Annotated in this window: 17 protein-coding genes; 6 read left to right on the top strand and 11 right to left on the bottom strand. The window is 40.8% G+C overall.

The genetic code is table 11. From position 1 onward, the window contains the following. The first annotated feature begins 515 nt into the window (after positions 1 to 515). Complete coding sequence (gene asnB, locus C2869_RS11130) at positions 516 to 2,189, top strand: asparagine synthase B (protein ID WP_108603011.1); 1,674 nt, start codon at positions 516 to 518, stop codon at positions 2,187 to 2,189. 99 nt (positions 2,190 to 2,288) lie between these two features. Here asnB and C2869_RS11125 read toward each other — a convergent pair whose 3' ends face one another. Continuing rightward, on the bottom strand, positions 2,289 to 3,806 hold the full coding sequence (locus C2869_RS11125) for a transglycosylase SLT domain-containing protein (RefSeq protein WP_108603010.1): 1,518 nt from the start codon (positions 3,804 to 3,806) through the stop codon (positions 2,289 to 2,291). A gap of 89 nt (positions 3,807 to 3,895) precedes the next feature. Beyond that, positions 3,896 to 4,471 carry an LPP20 family lipoprotein gene (locus tag C2869_RS11120; RefSeq protein WP_108603009.1) on the bottom strand — a complete coding sequence of 192 codons (576 nt, stop codon included), beginning with the start codon at positions 4,469 to 4,471 and terminating at the stop codon, positions 3,896 to 3,898. Positions 4,472 to 4,923: 452 nt separating this feature from the next. Here C2869_RS11120 and C2869_RS11115 point away from each other — a divergent pair, with 452 nt between their 5' ends. From C2869_RS11115 to C2869_RS11100, 4 genes are all read left to right on the top strand, one after another. Beyond that, positions 4,924 to 6,669, top strand: a complete 1,746-nt coding sequence (locus C2869_RS11115; RefSeq protein WP_159084137.1) for a hypothetical protein — start codon at positions 4,924 to 4,926, stop codon at positions 6,667 to 6,669. Positions 6,670 to 6,753: 84 nt separating this feature from the next. Next, positions 6,754 to 7,365, top strand: a complete 612-nt coding sequence (locus tag C2869_RS11110; protein ID WP_108603007.1) for a penicillin-binding protein activator LpoB — start codon at positions 6,754 to 6,756, stop codon at positions 7,363 to 7,365. Beyond that, positions 7,346 to 8,374, top strand: a complete 1,029-nt coding sequence (locus C2869_RS11105; RefSeq protein ID WP_108603006.1) for an LPP20 family lipoprotein — start codon at positions 7,346 to 7,348, stop codon at positions 8,372 to 8,374. Before C2869_RS11110 ends, C2869_RS11105 begins: the two co-directional genes overlap by 20 nt. A 197-nt stretch (positions 8,375 to 8,571) precedes the next feature. Further along, positions 8,572 to 9,387, top strand: a complete 816-nt coding sequence (locus C2869_RS11100) for a spermidine synthase (RefSeq protein ID WP_108603005.1) — start codon at positions 8,572 to 8,574, stop codon at positions 9,385 to 9,387. Between the two features lie 27 nt (positions 9,388 to 9,414). On the opposite strand, the gene ilvN is transcribed toward C2869_RS11100, so the two are convergent. The 7 genes from ilvN to C2869_RS11065 all read right to left on the bottom strand — a co-directional run bounded on the left by ilvN (position 9,415) and on the right by C2869_RS11065 (position 15,006). After that, positions 9,415 to 9,912 carry an acetolactate synthase small subunit gene (ilvN, locus tag C2869_RS11095; RefSeq protein ID WP_108603004.1) on the bottom strand — a complete coding sequence of 166 codons (498 nt, stop codon included), beginning with the start codon at positions 9,910 to 9,912 and terminating at the stop codon, positions 9,415 to 9,417. Beyond that, a complete protein-coding gene (locus tag C2869_RS11090) occupies positions 9,913 to 11,628 on the bottom strand; it encodes an acetolactate synthase 3 large subunit (protein ID WP_108603003.1) in 1,716 nt (571 codons plus the stop codon). Positions 11,629 to 11,737: 109 nt separating this feature from the next. After that, positions 11,738 to 11,935 carry a DUF1289 domain-containing protein gene (locus C2869_RS11085; protein ID WP_108603002.1) on the bottom strand — a complete coding sequence of 66 codons (198 nt, stop codon included), beginning with the start codon at positions 11,933 to 11,935 and terminating at the stop codon, positions 11,738 to 11,740. Between the two features lie 41 nt (positions 11,936 to 11,976). After that, a complete protein-coding gene (gene amrB, locus C2869_RS11080; protein ID WP_108603001.1) occupies positions 11,977 to 12,750 on the bottom strand; it encodes an AmmeMemoRadiSam system protein B in 774 nt (257 codons plus the stop codon). 108 nt (positions 12,751 to 12,858) lie between these two features. After that, entirely contained in the window at positions 12,859 to 13,254 is a 396-nt protein-coding gene (gene maoP, locus C2869_RS11075) for a DUF413 domain-containing protein (RefSeq protein ID WP_108603000.1), read from the bottom strand. A gap of 245 nt (positions 13,255 to 13,499) precedes the next feature. Then, entirely contained in the window at positions 13,500 to 14,396 is an 897-nt protein-coding gene (locus tag C2869_RS11070; protein WP_108602999.1) for a phosphoribulokinase, read from the bottom strand. 118 nt (positions 14,397 to 14,514) lie between these two features. Continuing rightward, a complete protein-coding gene (locus C2869_RS11065) occupies positions 14,515 to 15,006 on the bottom strand; it encodes a LabA-like NYN domain-containing protein (protein ID WP_108602998.1) in 492 nt (163 codons plus the stop codon). A gap of 79 nt (positions 15,007 to 15,085) precedes the next feature. Between C2869_RS11065 and C2869_RS11060 the strand changes: the two genes are divergently transcribed. Then, a complete protein-coding gene (locus tag C2869_RS11060) occupies positions 15,086 to 15,538 on the top strand; it encodes a YaiI/YqxD family protein (protein ID WP_108602997.1) in 453 nt (150 codons plus the stop codon). A gap of 237 nt (positions 15,539 to 15,775) precedes the next feature. On the opposite strand, the gene pyrE is transcribed toward C2869_RS11060, so the two are convergent. Together pyrE and rph are read right to left on the bottom strand one after the other, a co-directional pair. Further along, a complete protein-coding gene (gene pyrE, locus C2869_RS11055) occupies positions 15,776 to 16,417 on the bottom strand; it encodes an orotate phosphoribosyltransferase (RefSeq protein WP_108602996.1) in 642 nt (213 codons plus the stop codon). A gap of 222 nt (positions 16,418 to 16,639) precedes the next feature. Further along, positions 16,640 to 17,353 (bottom strand): ribonuclease PH, encoded by a 714-nt coding sequence (rph, locus tag C2869_RS11050; RefSeq protein WP_108602995.1) that lies wholly within the window; start codon positions 17,351 to 17,353, stop codon positions 16,640 to 16,642. Positions 17,354 to 17,437: the final 84 nt, after the last annotated feature.

The raw sequence follows: 17,437 nt of genomic DNA, 5'->3' as shown, positions 1-17,437 counted from the left end.
GTTTACTACTCCACACCCTGCCACATTTTTATAACATTTTGCAGCAAATCAAATTTAGACGACTTCTTGTACAATACTAACTGATCGGATAAGTGCGAGAAAGCCAAAACTGCAAGAAAAATAAGGTTTTTTTCTAACAATTTTAGTCACTTACTCCGACCTTACGCCAGTACTGCAATTAAGGGCATAAAGAGGGGTTAATATCGGACAATAATTAACCAAAAAATATCATTAATTATAGCGTATTTAACTGATTCACTGGCGAAGACTTTTGTGAACTAAACCGCAATTAACTCGTAATATTTAAAATAAAATTGTAGAAATAGATGTGAAAAATGACCATTTGGGCATTTTTATAACCATTAATCATAAGAAAAACATAAAAACTCACCATCTAACCTTGAATTTTCTTCGAAAACTGGCACATTGCACGTTCGGGAAAATCCCGCTATTGATTTCGATATTTTTAAAGCATTTTTTGAAGACATTATTTGAAGAGAGGGAGTGAAAACTCTATGTGTTCCATTTTTGGTATTCTTGATCTGAAAACAGATCGAGCCGAACTAAGAAAGTCAGCGGTTGAGCTGTCTAAATTACTACGCCACCGTGGCCCAGACTGGTCAGGTGTATATGCAAGCGACAACGCAATTCTAGCGCACGAGCGCCTAGCAATTGTTGATGTAAATTCTGGTGACCAACCTCTCTTCAATAAAAATCGAAATCACGTTTTAGCGGTCAACGGCGAAATTTACAATCACAAAGAGCTAGAAGCGAATTTAACTGTCGACTTCGAATTCCAAACAAAATCTGACTGTGAAGTTATTTTAGCTAAATACCAAGAAAAAGGTATAGAGTTCATTGACGAGCTAAAAGGCATGTTCGCTTTCATTCTTTATGATGAAACTAAAGACGAATACCTAATTGCTCGTGACCATATTGGTATTATCCCGCTTTACATGGGTTGGGACGATCACGGTAACTTCTACGTAGCTTCAGAAATGAAAGCATTAGTACCTGCATGTAAATCCATTAAAGAGTTCCCTCCTGGGCATTACTTACATAGCGCTGACGGCGAATTACGTGAGTACTACACACGTGACTGGATGGAATATGATGCAGTAAAAGACAATACTGCCAACGCTGCAGATATTAACGTTGCACTAGAAAAATCAGTTAAATCACATTTAATGTCTGATGTACCTTACGGTGTATTATTATCAGGTGGTTTAGACTCTTCAGTTGTATCATCGATTACCCAAAAATTTGCGGCACGCCGTATCGAAGAAGATGATCAAAACGAAGCTTGGTGGCCGAAACTTCACTCATTCGCAGTGGGTTTAGAAGGTGCACCAGACTTAAAAGCAGCACAAAAAGTCGCTGACGCGATTGGTACTGTTCATCACGAGATGACATACACCATTCAAGACGGTATTGATGCGCTACAAGACGTTATCTATCACTTGGAAACTTACGATGTAACCACTATACGCGCATCGACTCCAATGTACTTAATGGCGCGTAAGATCAAAGCCATGGGCATCAAAATGGTACTTTCTGGTGAAGGCGCTGACGAAATCTTTGGTGGTTACTTGTACTTCCATAAAGCACCTAACGCTAAAGAATTCCACGAAGAACTTAACCGTAAACTTAACAAACTACACATGTTTGACTGTTTACGTGCCAACAAAGCCATGTCAGCTTGGGGTGTTGAGGCTCGTGTACCATTCTTAGATAAAGACTTTATGGATGTCGCAATGCGCATTAATCCAGAAGGTAAAATGATCAAAGACGGTAAGATTGAAAAGAACATCTTACGTGAAGCATTTAAAGATGGTTACTTACCTGACGAAGTATTATGGCGTCAAAAAGAACAGTTCTCTGATGGTGTAGGTTATAGCTGGATCGACAAACTTAAAGAGCACTGTGAAGCTAACGTATCTGATGATCAATTGGCGAATGCTGAAAAACGCTTCCCGCACAATACGCCAGATACTAAAGAAGCTTACTACTACCGTACTATCTTCGAAGGTCACTTCCCGCACCCATCATGTGCAGAATGTGTACCTGGTGGTAAGTCAGTTGCATGTTCAACGCCTGAAGCCTTGGCATGGGATGCTAGCTTCCAAAACATGGCTGACCCATCAGGCCGTGCAGTAGCAGGCGTTCACGATGACGCTTACAAAGCCTAAGTAACACCCTTATCTGCTAAAAGCCCGCTACTGCGGGCTTTTTTGTTTATAGGGTTTATGTTTTGTTTACTCACCTAGGCGTTTCGTCACGATAAAACCTTACGCTTTATCTATCTCTCGATATAGTGAAGTGCGCTTAGTCACTTTACGCAAATAATCACGCGTTTCTTTGTAAGGTAATTTTTCAACCAAAGTTTGATAAACTTCCTGTGGCGTCATTCTGTTAATCACCTTAGTCGCTTTGGTTAAGCTTCGTGTACCATCTTTATTAAAGGTTTTAGCGACATTTCCTGCTCCCGTATTATAGGCCGCAATAACACAAAAAGTGCGGCTCAACGGGTGCTTAATGTTCTTTAAATAGCGACTATTTAAAATGTGGACATAAGCGATACCGGTTTCAATATTCTTGCCCGAATCAAACAATTGATGGCGAGACATGGCTTTATCTTTTTTATACAAAAAACGATTAACATCAACACTTGCGGTTGAAGGCACTATTTGCATCAAACCATAAGCGGGAATATGTGATTGTGCTTTAGGATTAAAATAACTCTCGGTATGCATAATTGCCAACATCAAACTCGGTGTCAGTTGCCAACGCTTGGCTTGCTGGCTTACGTCAGCTAAATAAGGTTTGGCTAGTTTAAATGGCTGACTACTTGGAAATTTAATGGTGTACGAGGTAATTTGTTGTTGAACACTGGGGGCTTGTAAATACTGCTTTGCCGCAGCCGCTTGTGCGCTTTTATTGAGTTGCTCAATGCGTTGCTGAGCAAGATTGTCTATTTTCTGTTTTTGCGCTTCTACCTGATCTTGCGGCAAAATTACTGGCGTTTTTTTAAGCTTATTAACATTAACTTGCGCCAATTCACTTGCTTTTAAGTGCTGCATATCTTGCACCCGCTCAAGCTCTATTTTTTGTTGCTCAGCTTGTTTACGAATGATTTTCGTCTGTTCAACCACTTGTTTGGCTTGTGACAAGGTTAAATCTAATGGTTGGGTTGTCTGCTGGGCTGCTAACACCATTTTAGCAATATCTGTTTTCGTAAGATTTTTATCTGTTACTAACTGCAAAATACTGGCTTGCGTCTTCTCTATTGTTGACTTTCCATCTTGTGTCGATTTTCCTTGGGGCGAAGACCGTTCATTTGGAACAGATAGCACCTGTGTCTGATTAAATTGCTGCAAAGATTGGTATACCTGTTTGCGATCAACTTTTTGATTCGCTTGATGCTTAATACTGACGCGGATCTCCTGTTTTTGATAATCAACAACGGTTTTAATATTACCACCTTGTTGATAATCGACTAACTTAGTCTGATCCGTTTGCTCTGATTCACCCCACTCCAAAAACAATTGATCACGCATTTTGTCATATTCAGCAAAATGATTTTGCTTAAACACTAAATATTCAGATAAATAATCATCTCGCCATTGATCAAATGTCTGCTGAGATTGCGTGTCGATTGACTTGCTAGATCCATTTTTATCAGCTGGGGCTGGTTGTTGAGCCATTTCAGCTTCTAATTGAGCAAATGCACTCTCAGGGCCATTGGCGTAAACCACAGCCGACCATAATATAAAACTTGAAATTACCCCAGTTGCAACTATTCGCATATTCTCTCCCTAAACACAAAATCCAGATACAAAAAAACGTGCAAACTCATTGAATTTGCACGTTTTTAACTTAAAACAAACCCGCGAAATTAATCGGTTAAACGCGCAATTTCTTTATCTAAATCTTGCTCTGCTTTAAAAGCTTTAAACTCTTCGTATAAGAACTTTTCATCTTGTGGATTAACCTTACGGCCAGACTCTTTAACAATAGAATCAAATAACTCTTTAGTGGTATTAGGGCTTAACACCATCAAGGCACAAAAGTGATCCTTACCAGCAATATTGACAATATCCGCTTTTTCAACGCGCGCACCAACTAATTTTTGATTAGTGATTTGCTTAGATACTGAGCTGAAATTTGTGCCAATTGATGTTTCATCAGTGGCGTCAGTTCGGCGAGCATACGTTTTGTCTAAGCCTTCAACTTTAGTCTCTATTTGTTGTGCTAAAGCTAAACGTGCATTGGCACGAGCCATTTTTTGGTCAACTGAAACATTACCAGAAAACTTAATACAGTCTGCCGCAGCAATACCATTCTCAACAACAGGATTTAATACCCATTGTGGTATGTTGACAGACGGCTTGCTACTAACCTGTTCTGTTGAACCACAAGCCGTTAACAAACCAGCTACTGCAGTCGCAATTAATAAATTCTGTAATTTCATTCCTAATTTCCTTTAGTCACGGAGTAGATATTGTTGTAATTTTATGTAGTAAATTAAATTCGGCGAGCAAAATGCTACGATTAACCAAATTATCCTGATGAACGCCGTCAATTGAAAACGCTCGTTTTTTAATTCTAGTCAAAGCGATCGGGTTTTAGGGAAAGCCGTCAAGCTTTGAGACCCCATGAGCATATGCTCTACTATGTGATTGGGGCGAATAAGCGCTGACAATGAACCATAAAATCTGAGCGAGAAGACTATAGTCTAAAGCAATATAGCCTATATACCAGCATTAAACCTTTGTTTCATCGCACAAAATTTGAATATTAACTAAGGTTAGTTTTTAATTAGCACCTCGACTTACTAATAATCAATAGTCAGAGCCAAAAGACTATACATGGACGAATAAGCGTTTGAAAAAGACTCACTTGATAAAGCCGTTGTGGATTTGTTTGCTAGCCATCACTTTAATGACTGGCTGTGTAACGACACGACAAGGCTATAACGTATCGCCCACGAGTCAGGTTAAAAATGGCCAGCTATTAGCGGCTAAAACCACCTTCCGTTTGCGCTATTCAGACTCAGGCAAAGATCGTCTACTACATCATCTTGAGCTTGGCACCATTAACCATTTAATGGGTAACTACACGCAAAGTAATATTCACTTTAGTGCCGCAGAGCAACTCAGCGAAGAATTTTATACGACCAGTATTTCTGAAAAAGCAGCCGAGCTGCTAACCGGCCCACAATACACAACCTATAAGGGATTTGTGTTTGAAAACACCTTTATTAACTACTTTAAAGCGCTTAATTACTTAAAAAAAGGGCAAGAGGATCACAAATTATCACCCACCGAAATTGATGCCGCCTTAGTCGAGATCCGTCGCCTTGGATTACGTTTATCTGAGCTCACTCGGCAAACCGGTGGTTATGCCCAAACAAACAACACAGATAAAAAGCAATCCACCGCGTCAGAAATATACAACTTATTTAAACGTGCATTTGGGAACTCAACAGCAGGGCTAGAATTGGAATATAAAGACGACGCCTTTGCCCACTACCTATCTGGTTTACTGTATGAAACTAATCGCGACTTTGACAGCGCACGAATTGAATATAAAAAAGCCGCGACAGCCTATGAGAACGGTTTTGCTAAGCAATACCAACTCAATAACAAGGTAGTTCAACAAGCTTGGTTTGACACAATTAAAGTCATGCTTAAAGACGGCGGCTACCAACAAGAAGCTAAACGCCTGATCAATCAAAAGTTAAATCAGCAACAAGCGCAAAAAGTGGTAAAAGCCAGTCAACAAGCAGAGCTGGTTATCATTCAACATGTGGGTACAGTGCCTGAACGCCAGCGCATTAACATTTTACTCACCTTAGATAAACGAGCGAAGTCTTTAGTGCTCAGCCCGATACTAAGTGGGCCTTTTGCCCAAAGACGCGAAAAAGCCTATTGGTTTCAAATGCTTTATGCGGATAATCAACTGTTCGATATTATTAAAAATTACATCGCTGGCGACATTCCTGCTGCTGTAATGGGAACACAGCAAAAACGCATTCCTTTAGGTGGCGATTTATGGAATTTGGCAGAAGATATTGGCATGTTAGATGCCTTAAATACCCCTATTACGGTATCCGTTCCATATTATCCAGCGATAAAACCCAGCCTAAGTGGGTCTTCTGTGTATATCAATGGAAAAAAATACGCCGAACTCGAAACGGTGGAATCACTCAGTTTAATAGCCCTGCAAGAGCAAATTCGCAGCGCCAATGAATTTATTTATGCGTCACTCACTCGCGAGATAGTTAAGGCGATATTTGCCCACAAAGCGTTAAAAGAGACAGGGTTATTAGATAAAGGGATTTGGGGTGACATAGCCAAAGGCGCCACCGCATTAGTTAACATATTAACTGCACAAGCCGACACCCGAAACTGGTTAACCTTACCCGAAAGTATCAAGTTGGCGCGGTTTAACTTACCCGTGGGTGAACACAAAGTTAGCTTAATGAGCAAAACAAGCGACGGCAAAAATATCAACCAAACCTACACAGTTAAAGTCGCCGCTGACCAACCTTATATATTACAAACGAAAACCTATGCGGAGCAGGCAAATACGGTTAATAAGCCGACAAATCTGGTTAATTCAAGTGCAAAACCAACTCATGTGTCGCAAATCAGTTCAATCGAATAAATTTAACGATAATTTCCCTAGAGTAATAGCAAGATTCACTCTATGATTTTGAAAAATAAAGCTATCAAGGATCGGGTAACGATAATGACAAAAAATAAATTAATCTCTTTAGGACTCATATTCTTAAGTACCGTAGGATTAAGTGCATGTAAATCAACGACTTCTATAGAGCGAGTAGAAACCGATAAAGAAATTGCCCTGACAGACAAATGGAACGATAAAGACTCACAACTTGTCGCCAGTGCGATGGTAGAAGATATGTTGAGCTTTCCTTGGATCGACCAACACTTACAAAAAGAACAAAATCGTCCAGCCGTGATCATTCAGCGCGTACGCAATAAATCGCATGAACATATTCCAGTCGAAACCTTTTTAAATGACTTAAAACGCGCCATGTTGCGCAGTGGCCGAGTCGATTTTGTCGCCAACAATGACATTAGAGAAGACGTACGTAAAGAACGGGCCGATCAAGAATTAAACGCCAGTATCGATACGCAAAACGCCATGGGTGAAGAAACCGGCGCTGATTATGCATTATCAGGCAGCATCAACTCTACGGTAGACCAAGCCGACGGACAACGCGTTACCTTTTACCAAGTCGATTTACGTTTGATTGATATGACATCAAATCGTGAAGTATGGAATGGTCAGAAAAAAATTAAGAAGTTTTTAAAACGTGCTAGCTATAGTTTATAAACGGCAAACCCAACTCGTACTAGGGTTATGTTTAACCTTAGGTGCGCTGATGGGTTGCCAATCGACAACATCAAAATCCAATAGCGATATTGCGCAACAATTTTACGCAACACCCGATTGGGTAAAACAACCGCCTTCCACCGCTGGGTTACTTTATGCTGTCGGCGTGGCGCCGATTAATAGCACTGAAGCTAACGCAACTTTAGCCGCAAGCGAAAGTGCCCGAGCAGAATTAGCTAAGCGAATTAAGCTCAATGTTTCGGCCACGACTCAAGTCAAACAATCTGCCCAATCAGATGGCAGCATGGCATTTAAATTCGATGAACTCATTAGCAATAAAATTCCTGAACTGGAATTAAAAGGTTTATCTATTGTTGATAACTACATCGACAAAGCCAGTAAAACGGCTTATGCGCTAGCAAAGCTTGATAAACATATGGCTATTATGGATATTGAACAACAAATTATGACGCTAGATAACGAGCTCAGTCATAAAGCTGTTGATAGCAACGCCATTGCATCGGTGCGTTTAAAGCAAGCTATACACATTAAAACTGAACTGAGTAAGCGGCAAAGTTTAAACCAACAACTTGTCGACTTTCAGGCTAATCAAGTTGAGCTTAGTGAACAAGGCAGAGCGCTAGAAGCGCAAGCAAATGCTGTGTTTAATCAACTGACCTTCGCAATTGATAAACAAGCCGATCAAGCATTAGCCAATAAAGTTGCCTATGTGTTATCCCAAAAAGGGCTAAATATCACTAAAGATACAAACGGTGATTTTACTTTAAGCTTTAATGTTAAATGGCGCGATTTAAATCGCAATGAACTGTTTTATAGCTTTGCCACAGCAACCATTAAAGTTGCTGAAGCACAAAAAGTCATAAGTACTTTTCGTCAAAAAGCCAAAGGGGTATCCAGCGATGCGGGGTTAGCTCAAGACAAAGCCATTGAAAAATTGGGTGACGACTTTAGCCAAGCCATTTCTAAGCAATTATTGACGCATCTATAGTCAACATGATCGGATTTTAAGAGCAAATTATTTCCCAAATTATAGGGGCTATTTTACATCGACAAACCTTGTGTTAGCGAAATAAATTCGGTCCAACAATAGTTCTAGCCTTCAGTCTTGCGCGCTTTTCTGTATGGATTGTTTATATTCACAAGGTCGAGCATAAGCGCTGACAGTCAACCATAAAACAAAGCATAATGAGTTTTAACCCTGAGCAACTAATTAGCATTAGCCAACAAAACGAATATTGTTTGGCAACATTCAAATCTTACTCAATCCATCAATGGCATAACTGGCGTTGGCTTTATCATGCTTCAGGCACATTATTGTCGGTAATGGATTTAACCCACCCAGAGCAGCTGAGCGCTGACTATCAATGGGCTATGCTTGCGGGTTGGCAATTGGCGAATAACAATGATAACCACACACAAAATCAAGCCAAAGTATTAAATTTAGGAATGGGCTTAGCTGGGTTTGAACGCTTTTTTGCGAATGTTAAAGTGGCGGTAGACAGTGTCGAAATTGACACTGAATTGGTCAATATAGCACGTCAATACTTCGAATTAAGCCCGACTCACCCAGTAATAATTGAAGATGCCGCCAACCTTGTGGCTAAATTGCCAAAGCCTAAAATACCGCAAGCCAGTCACTATGATTTGATTTTGGGTGATCTGTTTGCCAACAGCCAAGTACCAAGCTGTTTACTTAAACCCGAATTTTATAAGGATTTAGCTTGCCTGATTAACGACAACGCTGGCTACCTAGCGCTTAATACCCTAGTCGATCAGCAACAAGATCTACTCAATATAATGCAGGCTATTCGTCAGCACTTCGCACATCAAGTTATACTCGATATTAATGGCTGCAAAAACATTGTTATACTCGCCCGCCAGCAAACGTTTTGCCAACAACAATTAAAGCAAAACTTCCAAGCCTTAACGCAAAGCGTAACCCTTGCCCCAGATACAAAAAAGGCGTTACAAACGAGTATTTGTAACGCCCATTATTTATAACTTTGCGCTTAGTACAAGCAACGGCTACTAGATACGCAATGCCTTCTCACCACGAGCTAAGCCGGTAACACCAGTACGTGAAGTTTCCATTACTTCCGTTTCTGGTTTAACCGCTTCAATAAAAGCATCTAACTTATCGCTAGTACCAATTAACTGTACCACGTAAGTATTTGGCGTAACATCAACAATCTGACCACGGAAAATATCAGCAGTACGTTTGATTTCGTCACGTACTTTAGCGCTTGATGCGCGTAATTTAACTAACATTAATTCGCGCTCAATATGCTCACCTTCAGTCAAATCAGATACTTTCAAAACATCAATCAGTTTGTTGACTTGCTTAGTGATCTGCTCAATGACTCTGTCATCACCAATCGTTGTAATGGTAATGCGTGACAAGCTTTCATCTTCTGTCGGGGCAACCGTTAAGGTCTCAATGTTATAACCACGTTGAGAAAATAAACCAACAATACGTGAAAGTGCACCCGGTTCGTTTTCTAATAAAATAGATAAAATTCTACGCATTTACGTTCGCTCCGTACGGCTTAATAACATATCGTCCATCGCGCCAAATTTAATCTGCATCGGATAAACATGTTCTGACTGATCAACATTGATATCCATAAATACCAACTTATCTTTCATCGCAAAGCATTTATCCATTGCTTCGTCTAAGTCAGCCGGATCAGTTACACGCATACCGACATGGCCATAAGCCTCAGCTAACGCAACAAAATCCGGTAAAGATTCCATATAAGATTGACTATGACGACCACCATAATTGAGGTCTTGCCATTGACGTACCATACCTAAGGCTTGGTTATTCAATGAAATGATTTTCACTGGTAAGCCATACTGCATACAGGTTGATAGCTCTTGAATATTCATCTGAATTGAACCATCACCAGTAATACATACCGAGATAGCATCAGGCAATGCCACACTAACGCCCATTGCAGCCGGTAAACCAAAGCCCATGGTGCCCAAGCCACCTGAGTTAATCCAACGACGCGGTTTATCAAACGGATAATACAACGCACCAAACATTTGATGCTGTCCTACATCTGAAGAAACGTAAGCTTCACCTTTGGTTGCGCGATACATAGATTCAATAACTTGCTGCGGCTTAATCACCTTATCACTCTTTTCATAAGACAGTGATTGGCGCGCGCGCCAGCCTGCAATTTGTTGCCACCATGCATCTAACGCTTCTTTATCGTTAGTAGAATGATTTTCTTCCAGCATGTCCAACATATCGCTAACCACGTCAGAAATCGAACCAACAACAGGCACGTGCGCTTTAATGGTTTTAGAGATTGAAGCAGGATCGATATCCACATGCAATATTGTCGCATCCGGACAGAATTTTTGCGTATTATTGGTGACACGATCATCAAAACGAGCACCCAAAGCTAAAATGCAATCTGAGTGATGCATGGTTTTGTTTGCTTCAAACGTACCGTGCATACCTAACATACCTAGGCATTGCTTATGCGTTCCAGGGAAAGCCCCTAAACCCATCAAAGTATTCGTCACCGGCAAATTAAGCGTTTCAGCAAGCTTGATAATATCTTCACTGCAATTAGCGTTAATGGCACCACCACCGACGTAAAGTACAGGGCGTTTTGCTTCAACTAAAATCTCAAGCGCCTTTTTAATTTGGCGTTTGTGGCCTTTAACCGTCGGATTGTAAGAGCGCATCTTAATATCCGTTGGATACTCATACGGATGCGATTCTTTCGGGTTGACAATATCTTTAGGAATATCAACCACAACAGGACCAGGACGTCCAGTTGCCGCAATGTGATAAGCCTTAGCTATCATCACTGGAATATCTTCAGGTTTTTTACATAAAAAGCTGTGCTTAACAACAGGGCGAGAACAACCGACCATGTCACATTCTTGGAATGCGTCTTCACCGATGACACTAGTTGGTACTTGTCCTGACAACACAACCATAGGAATTGAATCCATATAAGCGGTCGCAATACCGGTTAAAGTATTGGTAGCACCAGGACCAGAAGTCACTAATACCGTACCCACTTTTCCGGTTGCTCTTGCATACCCGTCAGCCATATGTGCGGCTGCTTGTTCATGACGAACCAATATGTGCTTTACATCAGCAGCGAATAAAGCATCATAAATATCAAGAACAGCTCCACCAGGGTATCCAAAGATATGTTCTACCCCAGCATCTTTAAGTGCGCGTACCACCATTTCGGCGCCCGACATCATTTCCACGATAGGTGTTCCTCTCAACTGTTTAGGCCGGAAGAATAGCAAGACAATGAATGAAAAAACACACTGTTTTTCAAAGGATTATTCCGCAAAAACAATCCTTATCTCACTATTATTTAAAGCTTTGTGTTAGTTGCGCCTGTAAAGCCGCAAAACGAGCTCGGCATGCTATCACAATTTGCCGTTGTTGTTGCGTAGAATATTGAGTCCAATGCGTAATTTCTTGCAAAGTACGACCACAGCCCACACAGATGTCCTGCTGATTTAGGCAACAGTTTCTTACACAGGGAGATTGAACCGACTTTTCCATTACTGTTTACACCAATATTCAATAGCAAAATGAATAAATTCTTAATACAACATCCAGCTACCATAACCTGTATAAGGTTTATGATCAGGATTAACTTCATAACTGTGCTGATAATTAATCATCTTTAGTAGCACCTTGTTTTGCTTCCAATACAAACTCAGCATATTCAGCATATGAGTTGCACTGGTACTTTGATTAATTGCCAATTCGTGATTGGCACAAATTGCATCACTAGTTGCTTTGTCAAATGCACAAGCATCTGGGTAATCAATACCTTGGCTTAAATTGCTGCACACAACAAGTAAACTGCGCTCAGACCAAATCTGATCTAATAAATCGTGCAGCGCCGCTTGCGCGTTATCGCCGACTAAAATTGGTACAATCGAAAAGCGCGACAAGCATAATTGCAAAAAAGGAATTTGCACATCCAATGACAACGCATTGGCATACACCTCTTCTTGGATCGTTAATAACCCCTGCTGCGCCGCAACGTTAACACTTTGCTTATCTAAATCAACATCTCCCAAAGGTGAACAGAAACAACGCGCCCCTGAACTGACTAAATAGTCAGCCTGCACAGACGGATGATTGGCAAGCAAAATAACACGGTCAATAGTATTCGCGTAGCGCCTAATCGATAAATAAGCTTTAGCGGCAACATAACCACTAAGGGAAACAGGGTCATGGGGAACAATTAATCCTCGCGGCCGAGTGGCTCGTTGCTCAGCTTTAAAAAATAAACTAGCAAGGTGATAGCTTAATTCATCAGGATCAATTGAAAAATAATGATGTAACTGGCTGGCATGTCGCTTCATGACTGCTACTTTGCTATATCAGACACTCGTTAATTTAGAGTGTAGACCAATAAACCAAAATAGCGCGTTCAATGCCACAAAGCGCCTAAGCACTTTGTGGCAACCATGCTAATCTTCAACTTCCTCTTCTGTATTCGTACTGCCTAAATCAATGTTATCCAAATCGTCGGACGAACCGCCGTCATCCACTTGTGATGTGTCAATCCTCGACCCATAAATACTACCCAACTTAGGACGGTTAATACGTGCAATGTATTTTCGCCAAGCTTTGGTAGCCAGATCATCAGGTTCCTGTTCACCACGTAATACAGCAACAAAGTGCGTATCTTCATCGTCCGCAGGCGCATAAGCACCGCTTTCGAGCGCGACAATCAAGGTCCCGAACTTTTCTAAAGCATCAGCCTCTTTAATAGAAAAATCGCCAGAGCGACGAAAACCACGAGGGTAATTTTTATGATCAGCATATATACGTGAAAGTAATTCTTGCTTTGTTGGCGCTGCCATCATCTTCTCCGTTCAAAAACAAAAAAACGACAATAAAACAAAATATTCAGATGGAGTTGCAGAAGAGCATCATCAGACTCTGAATTAACTGAATTTTTAGTTGCAGATTAATTTCTTGTCAACAAATTTTAAATGACAAATTTAAGTCGTTTAGAAGATAAACATTGAATTATTGGAATAAGGCAGGCAATTATGATGATGAGAAGCAAGAGGCTCATGAATAAGCCTACTTGCTACAACGTACACTATAAACCTAAAGGTAAAGACCCAGTTAAGTGCAGTTGTTTTTTCTCCATGAGTTTTTCAATCAAAGGTGTCACTATAAGCTCCATGGCAAATCCCATTTTGCCACCCGGCACCACCAAAGTATTAATGCGCGACATAAACGAGCCATCAATCATTCTCAGCAAAAACGGAAAGTTCACATCTTTCATGCCTCGAAAGCGAATAACAACAAAACTTTCATCGGCGGTTGGAATATCTTTAGCCGATATGGGGTTAGATGTATCAACCGTGGGGACACGTTGAAAATTAATATGCGTACGACTAAATTGCGGCGTAATGTAATTAAAATAATCATCCATACTGCGAATAATGGACGACATAACAGCTTCACGCGAGTGCCCTCTATCCGACGTATCGCGAATAATTTTTTGGATCCATTCCAAGTTAACAATCGGCACTAAGCCGATAAGCAAATCAACGTATTTGGCAACATCGTTTTCATCCGTTACCACTCCACCGTGTAATCCTTCGTAATACAATAGGTCGGTATCGTCGGGTAAGTCTTGCCAAGGGGTAAATGTACCCGGCATTTGGTTATAAGGCACCGCTTGATCAAACGTGTGTAGATAGCGCCGAAACTTGCCTTGTCCCGTTTCATGGTAGCTTTTAAATGTTTCTTCTAGTAACGCAAAATCATTAGCTTCTTTACCAAAATAACTAATGTGCTTGCCTTGCTCTTGCGCTTTGCGAATTTCCACTTCCATTTCAGGACGAGTAAATCTATGGTAGCTGTCACCTTCAATACTGGCAGCCGATAAGTCCAGATTACGAAAAATATGCCGTAATGCTTTAGTTGTGGTCGACGTGCCGGCCCCAGATGAACCTGTCACCGCAATAATGGGATGTTTGGCAGACATACGCAGCCTTTCAATAAAAATTTAATTACGCAAATTTATACAGGGCAATCATAAAATGGCAACAGCTAATTAGTTATGAGGTTACACCCCTGATGAATGCTAAGATGTAATAGATTCGTTACAGCAAGTCAGCGGGTAATATCGGCTGAAACTGATTACAAGCAATCAATAAACTGTCGGCTGTTAGCATTTCTACCCCGTGAACTTGGCTTTTGGTGTGAAATTTATCACTCACGGTTCGCAATAAAATATCAAAATCGCCATCGCCAGACAGCAAAACCACATAATCCACTTCGGGTGCCAGCAGCATCATATCAACTGTGATCCCGACGTCCCAATCGCCTTTGGCTGAGCCATCACTGCGCTGAATAAAAGGCTTTAATTTTACATTAAAACCTATATGGCGTAGCGCGTCTTGAAATTTACGTTGGCCATCGTCCTTACTGGCAATGGCATAAGCATTGGCGGCCACAATATCAAATTGATAATTTATCTGTTGCCAAAATTGCCGATAGTTAAATTGGCGACCATAAGCCTGTTTACAGGTGTAATAAATATTTTGCACATCAACAAAAATGGCGGCCTTAGGTTGAGCAGAAGATAAACTCATAAAAATAAATTATCGCGAAAAAGTAAATAATTCAGTTATCATGCCTGAATACACAACGAATAACCAATGACAAAATTAAATGAAAATTTGGGTAGATGCCGACGCTTGTCCGGTTGTAATTAAAGATATTTTGTTCAAATGCGCTAATCGCACTCAAACAGCCACCACACTCATTGCCAACCACGCCATGCGCTATCCGCAATCTCCTTATATTCGCCTATTAGTTGTTGAAAAAGGTTTTGATATTGCCGATCACAAAATTGTCGAATTATGCCAAGCTCAAGATTTAGTGATCACCAGCGACATTCCACTCGCCGACGAAGTTATTGATAAAGGCGCACTTGCATTGAGTCCACGTGGCGAATTATTTACTAAAGAAAACATAAAGTCCCGCCTGAACATTCGTGACTTTATGGACACCATGCGCGCAAGTGGCGTTGAAACCCACGGCGGACCTCCACCGTTAAGTCAGTCTGATAGACAAAACTTTGCTAATCATTTAGACAGAATTTTAGCTAAGGCAAAGCGCTAAATATTAAGTATTAAAGCAATAGTGACTTTAGGTGTGACAATTTGAAATGAAAAGTCGGACAAAAAAGCCCGACTTTAATCTACCATAACTCTGGTTAGGAGTTACTGTATAGTCAAAGCGATCAGGTTTTAGGGGAAGCTGTCAAGCTTCGAATCCCCATGAGCATATGCTCTATTATGTGATTGGGGTGAGTAAGCGCTGACAATGAACCATAAAATCTGAGTGAGAAGACTATACTTAGATGCCGTACTGGCTACGATACGCCTGCATTTTTTCTACATACTCAGCTTTATCACCTTGTTCTTCAAGGTAGCTAATGATGTCAGACATAGTCACAATAGAAATGACCGCAGTGCCAAAATCACGCTCAACTTCTTGAATAGCCGACAACTCGCCTTTGCCTTTTTCTTGGCGGTCTAACGCAATTAAAACACCTGATAATGTCGCATCAGCGGCTTGAATAATTTGCATCGATTCACGGATCGCTGTACCCGCTGTGATCACATCATCAACTAACATAACTTTGCCAGTTAAGTCAGAGCCGACTAAATTACCGCCTTCACCGTGATCTTTTTTCTCTTTACGGTTAAAGCAGTAAGGAACATCCTTATCATGATGCTCAGACAAAGCAACTGCCGTAGTAGTGGCAATTGGAATACCTTTGTAGGCAGGGCCAAACAATAAGTCATAATCCACACCCGCACTTTGTAATGCAGCCGCATAATATTGGCCTAATTTAGCCAAATCACGGCCCGTATTAAATAAACCGGCATTAAAAAAATAAGGACTCGTACGGCCAGATTTTAACGTAAACTCGCCAAACCGTAATACGTTACGCGATAACGCAAACTCGATAAATTCTTTTTGATAATCTTGCATAATATTTTATTTGGTAATTGGATATTTCATCCTTGTAGGTCGTCGACGCTTGTTCCAGACAACTTACGACATTCCCTACATCCCTGTAGGTCGTCGACGCTTGTTCCAGACAACTTACAACATTCCCTACATCCCTGTAGGTCGAAATTTATTTCGACAACTGGATTTTCTTTAATAAACCACAATGTCGAGTTAAAACTCGACCTACATATTGAAAACGACTTACGCTAAAGCCGCTTTTTGAATATCAGTAATTTCGCGAATAGCATGTTTCGCTAACTCAAGCATTTCAGCCATTTCTTCAAAACTAAACGGTTCGCCTTCTGCCGTGCCTTGCACTTCAATTAACTTACCGGTTTCTGTCATAACGACATTCATATCGGTTTCAGCTTCAGAGTCTTCTACATACTCTAAATCAGCAATCGCTTCACCTTTATAAACACCAACCGAAATAGCTGAGATTAAATGCTTAAGCGGATTAGTTTTAATTAAACCTTTGCTACGCATATGCGTTAACGCATCAACTAAGGCAACACAAGCACCAGTAATAGACGCAGTACGAGTACCACCGTCGGCTTGGATCACATCACAATCAACGGTAATCGTGTTCTCGCCCAACGCTTTTAAATCAACCGCCGCACGTAACGAACGAGCAATTAAACGTTGAATTTCCATAGTACGACCACCTTGCTTGCCTCGTGCCGCTTCACGGTTATTACGAGTATGGGTCGAGCGTGGCAACATACCATATTCAGCTGTTATCCAACCTTGACCTTGGCCTTTCATAAAGCGTGGTACTCCCACTTCCACCGACGCGGTACAAATTACCTTAGTTTCACCAAACTCAACCAAAATTGAACCTTCGGCATGAGACGTAAAATTACGGGTAATATTGATAGGACGGATTTGACCGTTAGTACGACCACTTGGACGCATGGAATTCTCCTTGAGTTGGAATTGAGAGGGCTTTTAAAAATTGTCGGCTATTATAGTGTTCAATCTGCGATTAACCAATACCAA

It is taken from the genome of Saccharobesus litoralis (assembly GCF_003063625.1).
Classification (GTDB): Bacteria; Pseudomonadota; Gammaproteobacteria; order Enterobacterales; family Alteromonadaceae; genus Saccharobesus; species Saccharobesus litoralis.
This window is presented reverse-complemented; position numbering and strand designations above follow the sequence as displayed.

Excerpts from the sequence above, each read along its gene's own strand:
- C2869_RS11120 (WP_108603009.1), bottom strand. The coding sequence starts at position 4,471 with ATGAAATTACAGAATTTATTAATTGCGACTGCAGTAGCTGGTTTGTTA.
- C2869_RS11065 (WP_108602998.1), bottom strand. The coding sequence starts at position 15,006 with ATGAGTTTATCTTCTGCTCAACCTAAGGCCGCCATTTTTGTTGATGTG.
- rph (WP_108602995.1), bottom strand. The coding sequence starts at position 17,353 with ATGCGTCCAAGTGGTCGTACTAACGGTCAAATCCGTCCTATCAATATT.
- pyrE (WP_108602996.1), bottom strand. The coding sequence starts at position 16,417 with ATGCAAGATTATCAAAAAGAATTTATCGAGTTTGCGTTATCGCGTAAC.
- maoP (WP_108603000.1), bottom strand. The coding sequence starts at position 13,254 with ATGGCAGCGCCAACAAAGCAAGAATTACTTTCACGTATATATGCTGAT.
- C2869_RS11110 (WP_108603007.1), top strand. The coding sequence starts at position 6,754 with ATGACAAAAAATAAATTAATCTCTTTAGGACTCATATTCTTAAGTACC.
- asnB (WP_108603011.1), top strand. The coding sequence starts at position 516 with ATGTGTTCCATTTTTGGTATTCTTGATCTGAAAACAGATCGAGCCGAA.
- ilvN (WP_108603004.1), bottom strand. The coding sequence starts at position 9,912 with ATGCGTAGAATTTTATCTATTTTATTAGAAAACGAACCGGGTGCACTT.
- C2869_RS11060 (WP_108602997.1), top strand. The coding sequence starts at position 15,086 with ATGAAAATTTGGGTAGATGCCGACGCTTGTCCGGTTGTAATTAAAGAT.
- C2869_RS11085 (WP_108603002.1), bottom strand. The coding sequence starts at position 11,935 with ATGGAAAAGTCGGTTCAATCTCCCTGTGTAAGAAACTGTTGCCTAAAT.
- C2869_RS11125 (WP_108603010.1), bottom strand. The coding sequence starts at position 3,806 with ATGCGAATAGTTGCAACTGGGGTAATTTCAAGTTTTATATTATGGTCG.
- amrB (WP_108603001.1), bottom strand. The coding sequence starts at position 12,750 with ATGAAGCGACATGCCAGCCAGTTACATCATTATTTTTCAATTGATCCT.
- C2869_RS11100 (WP_108603005.1), top strand. The coding sequence starts at position 8,572 with ATGAGTTTTAACCCTGAGCAACTAATTAGCATTAGCCAACAAAACGAA.
- C2869_RS11070 (WP_108602999.1), bottom strand. The coding sequence starts at position 14,396 with ATGTCTGCCAAACATCCCATTATTGCGGTGACAGGTTCATCTGGGGCC.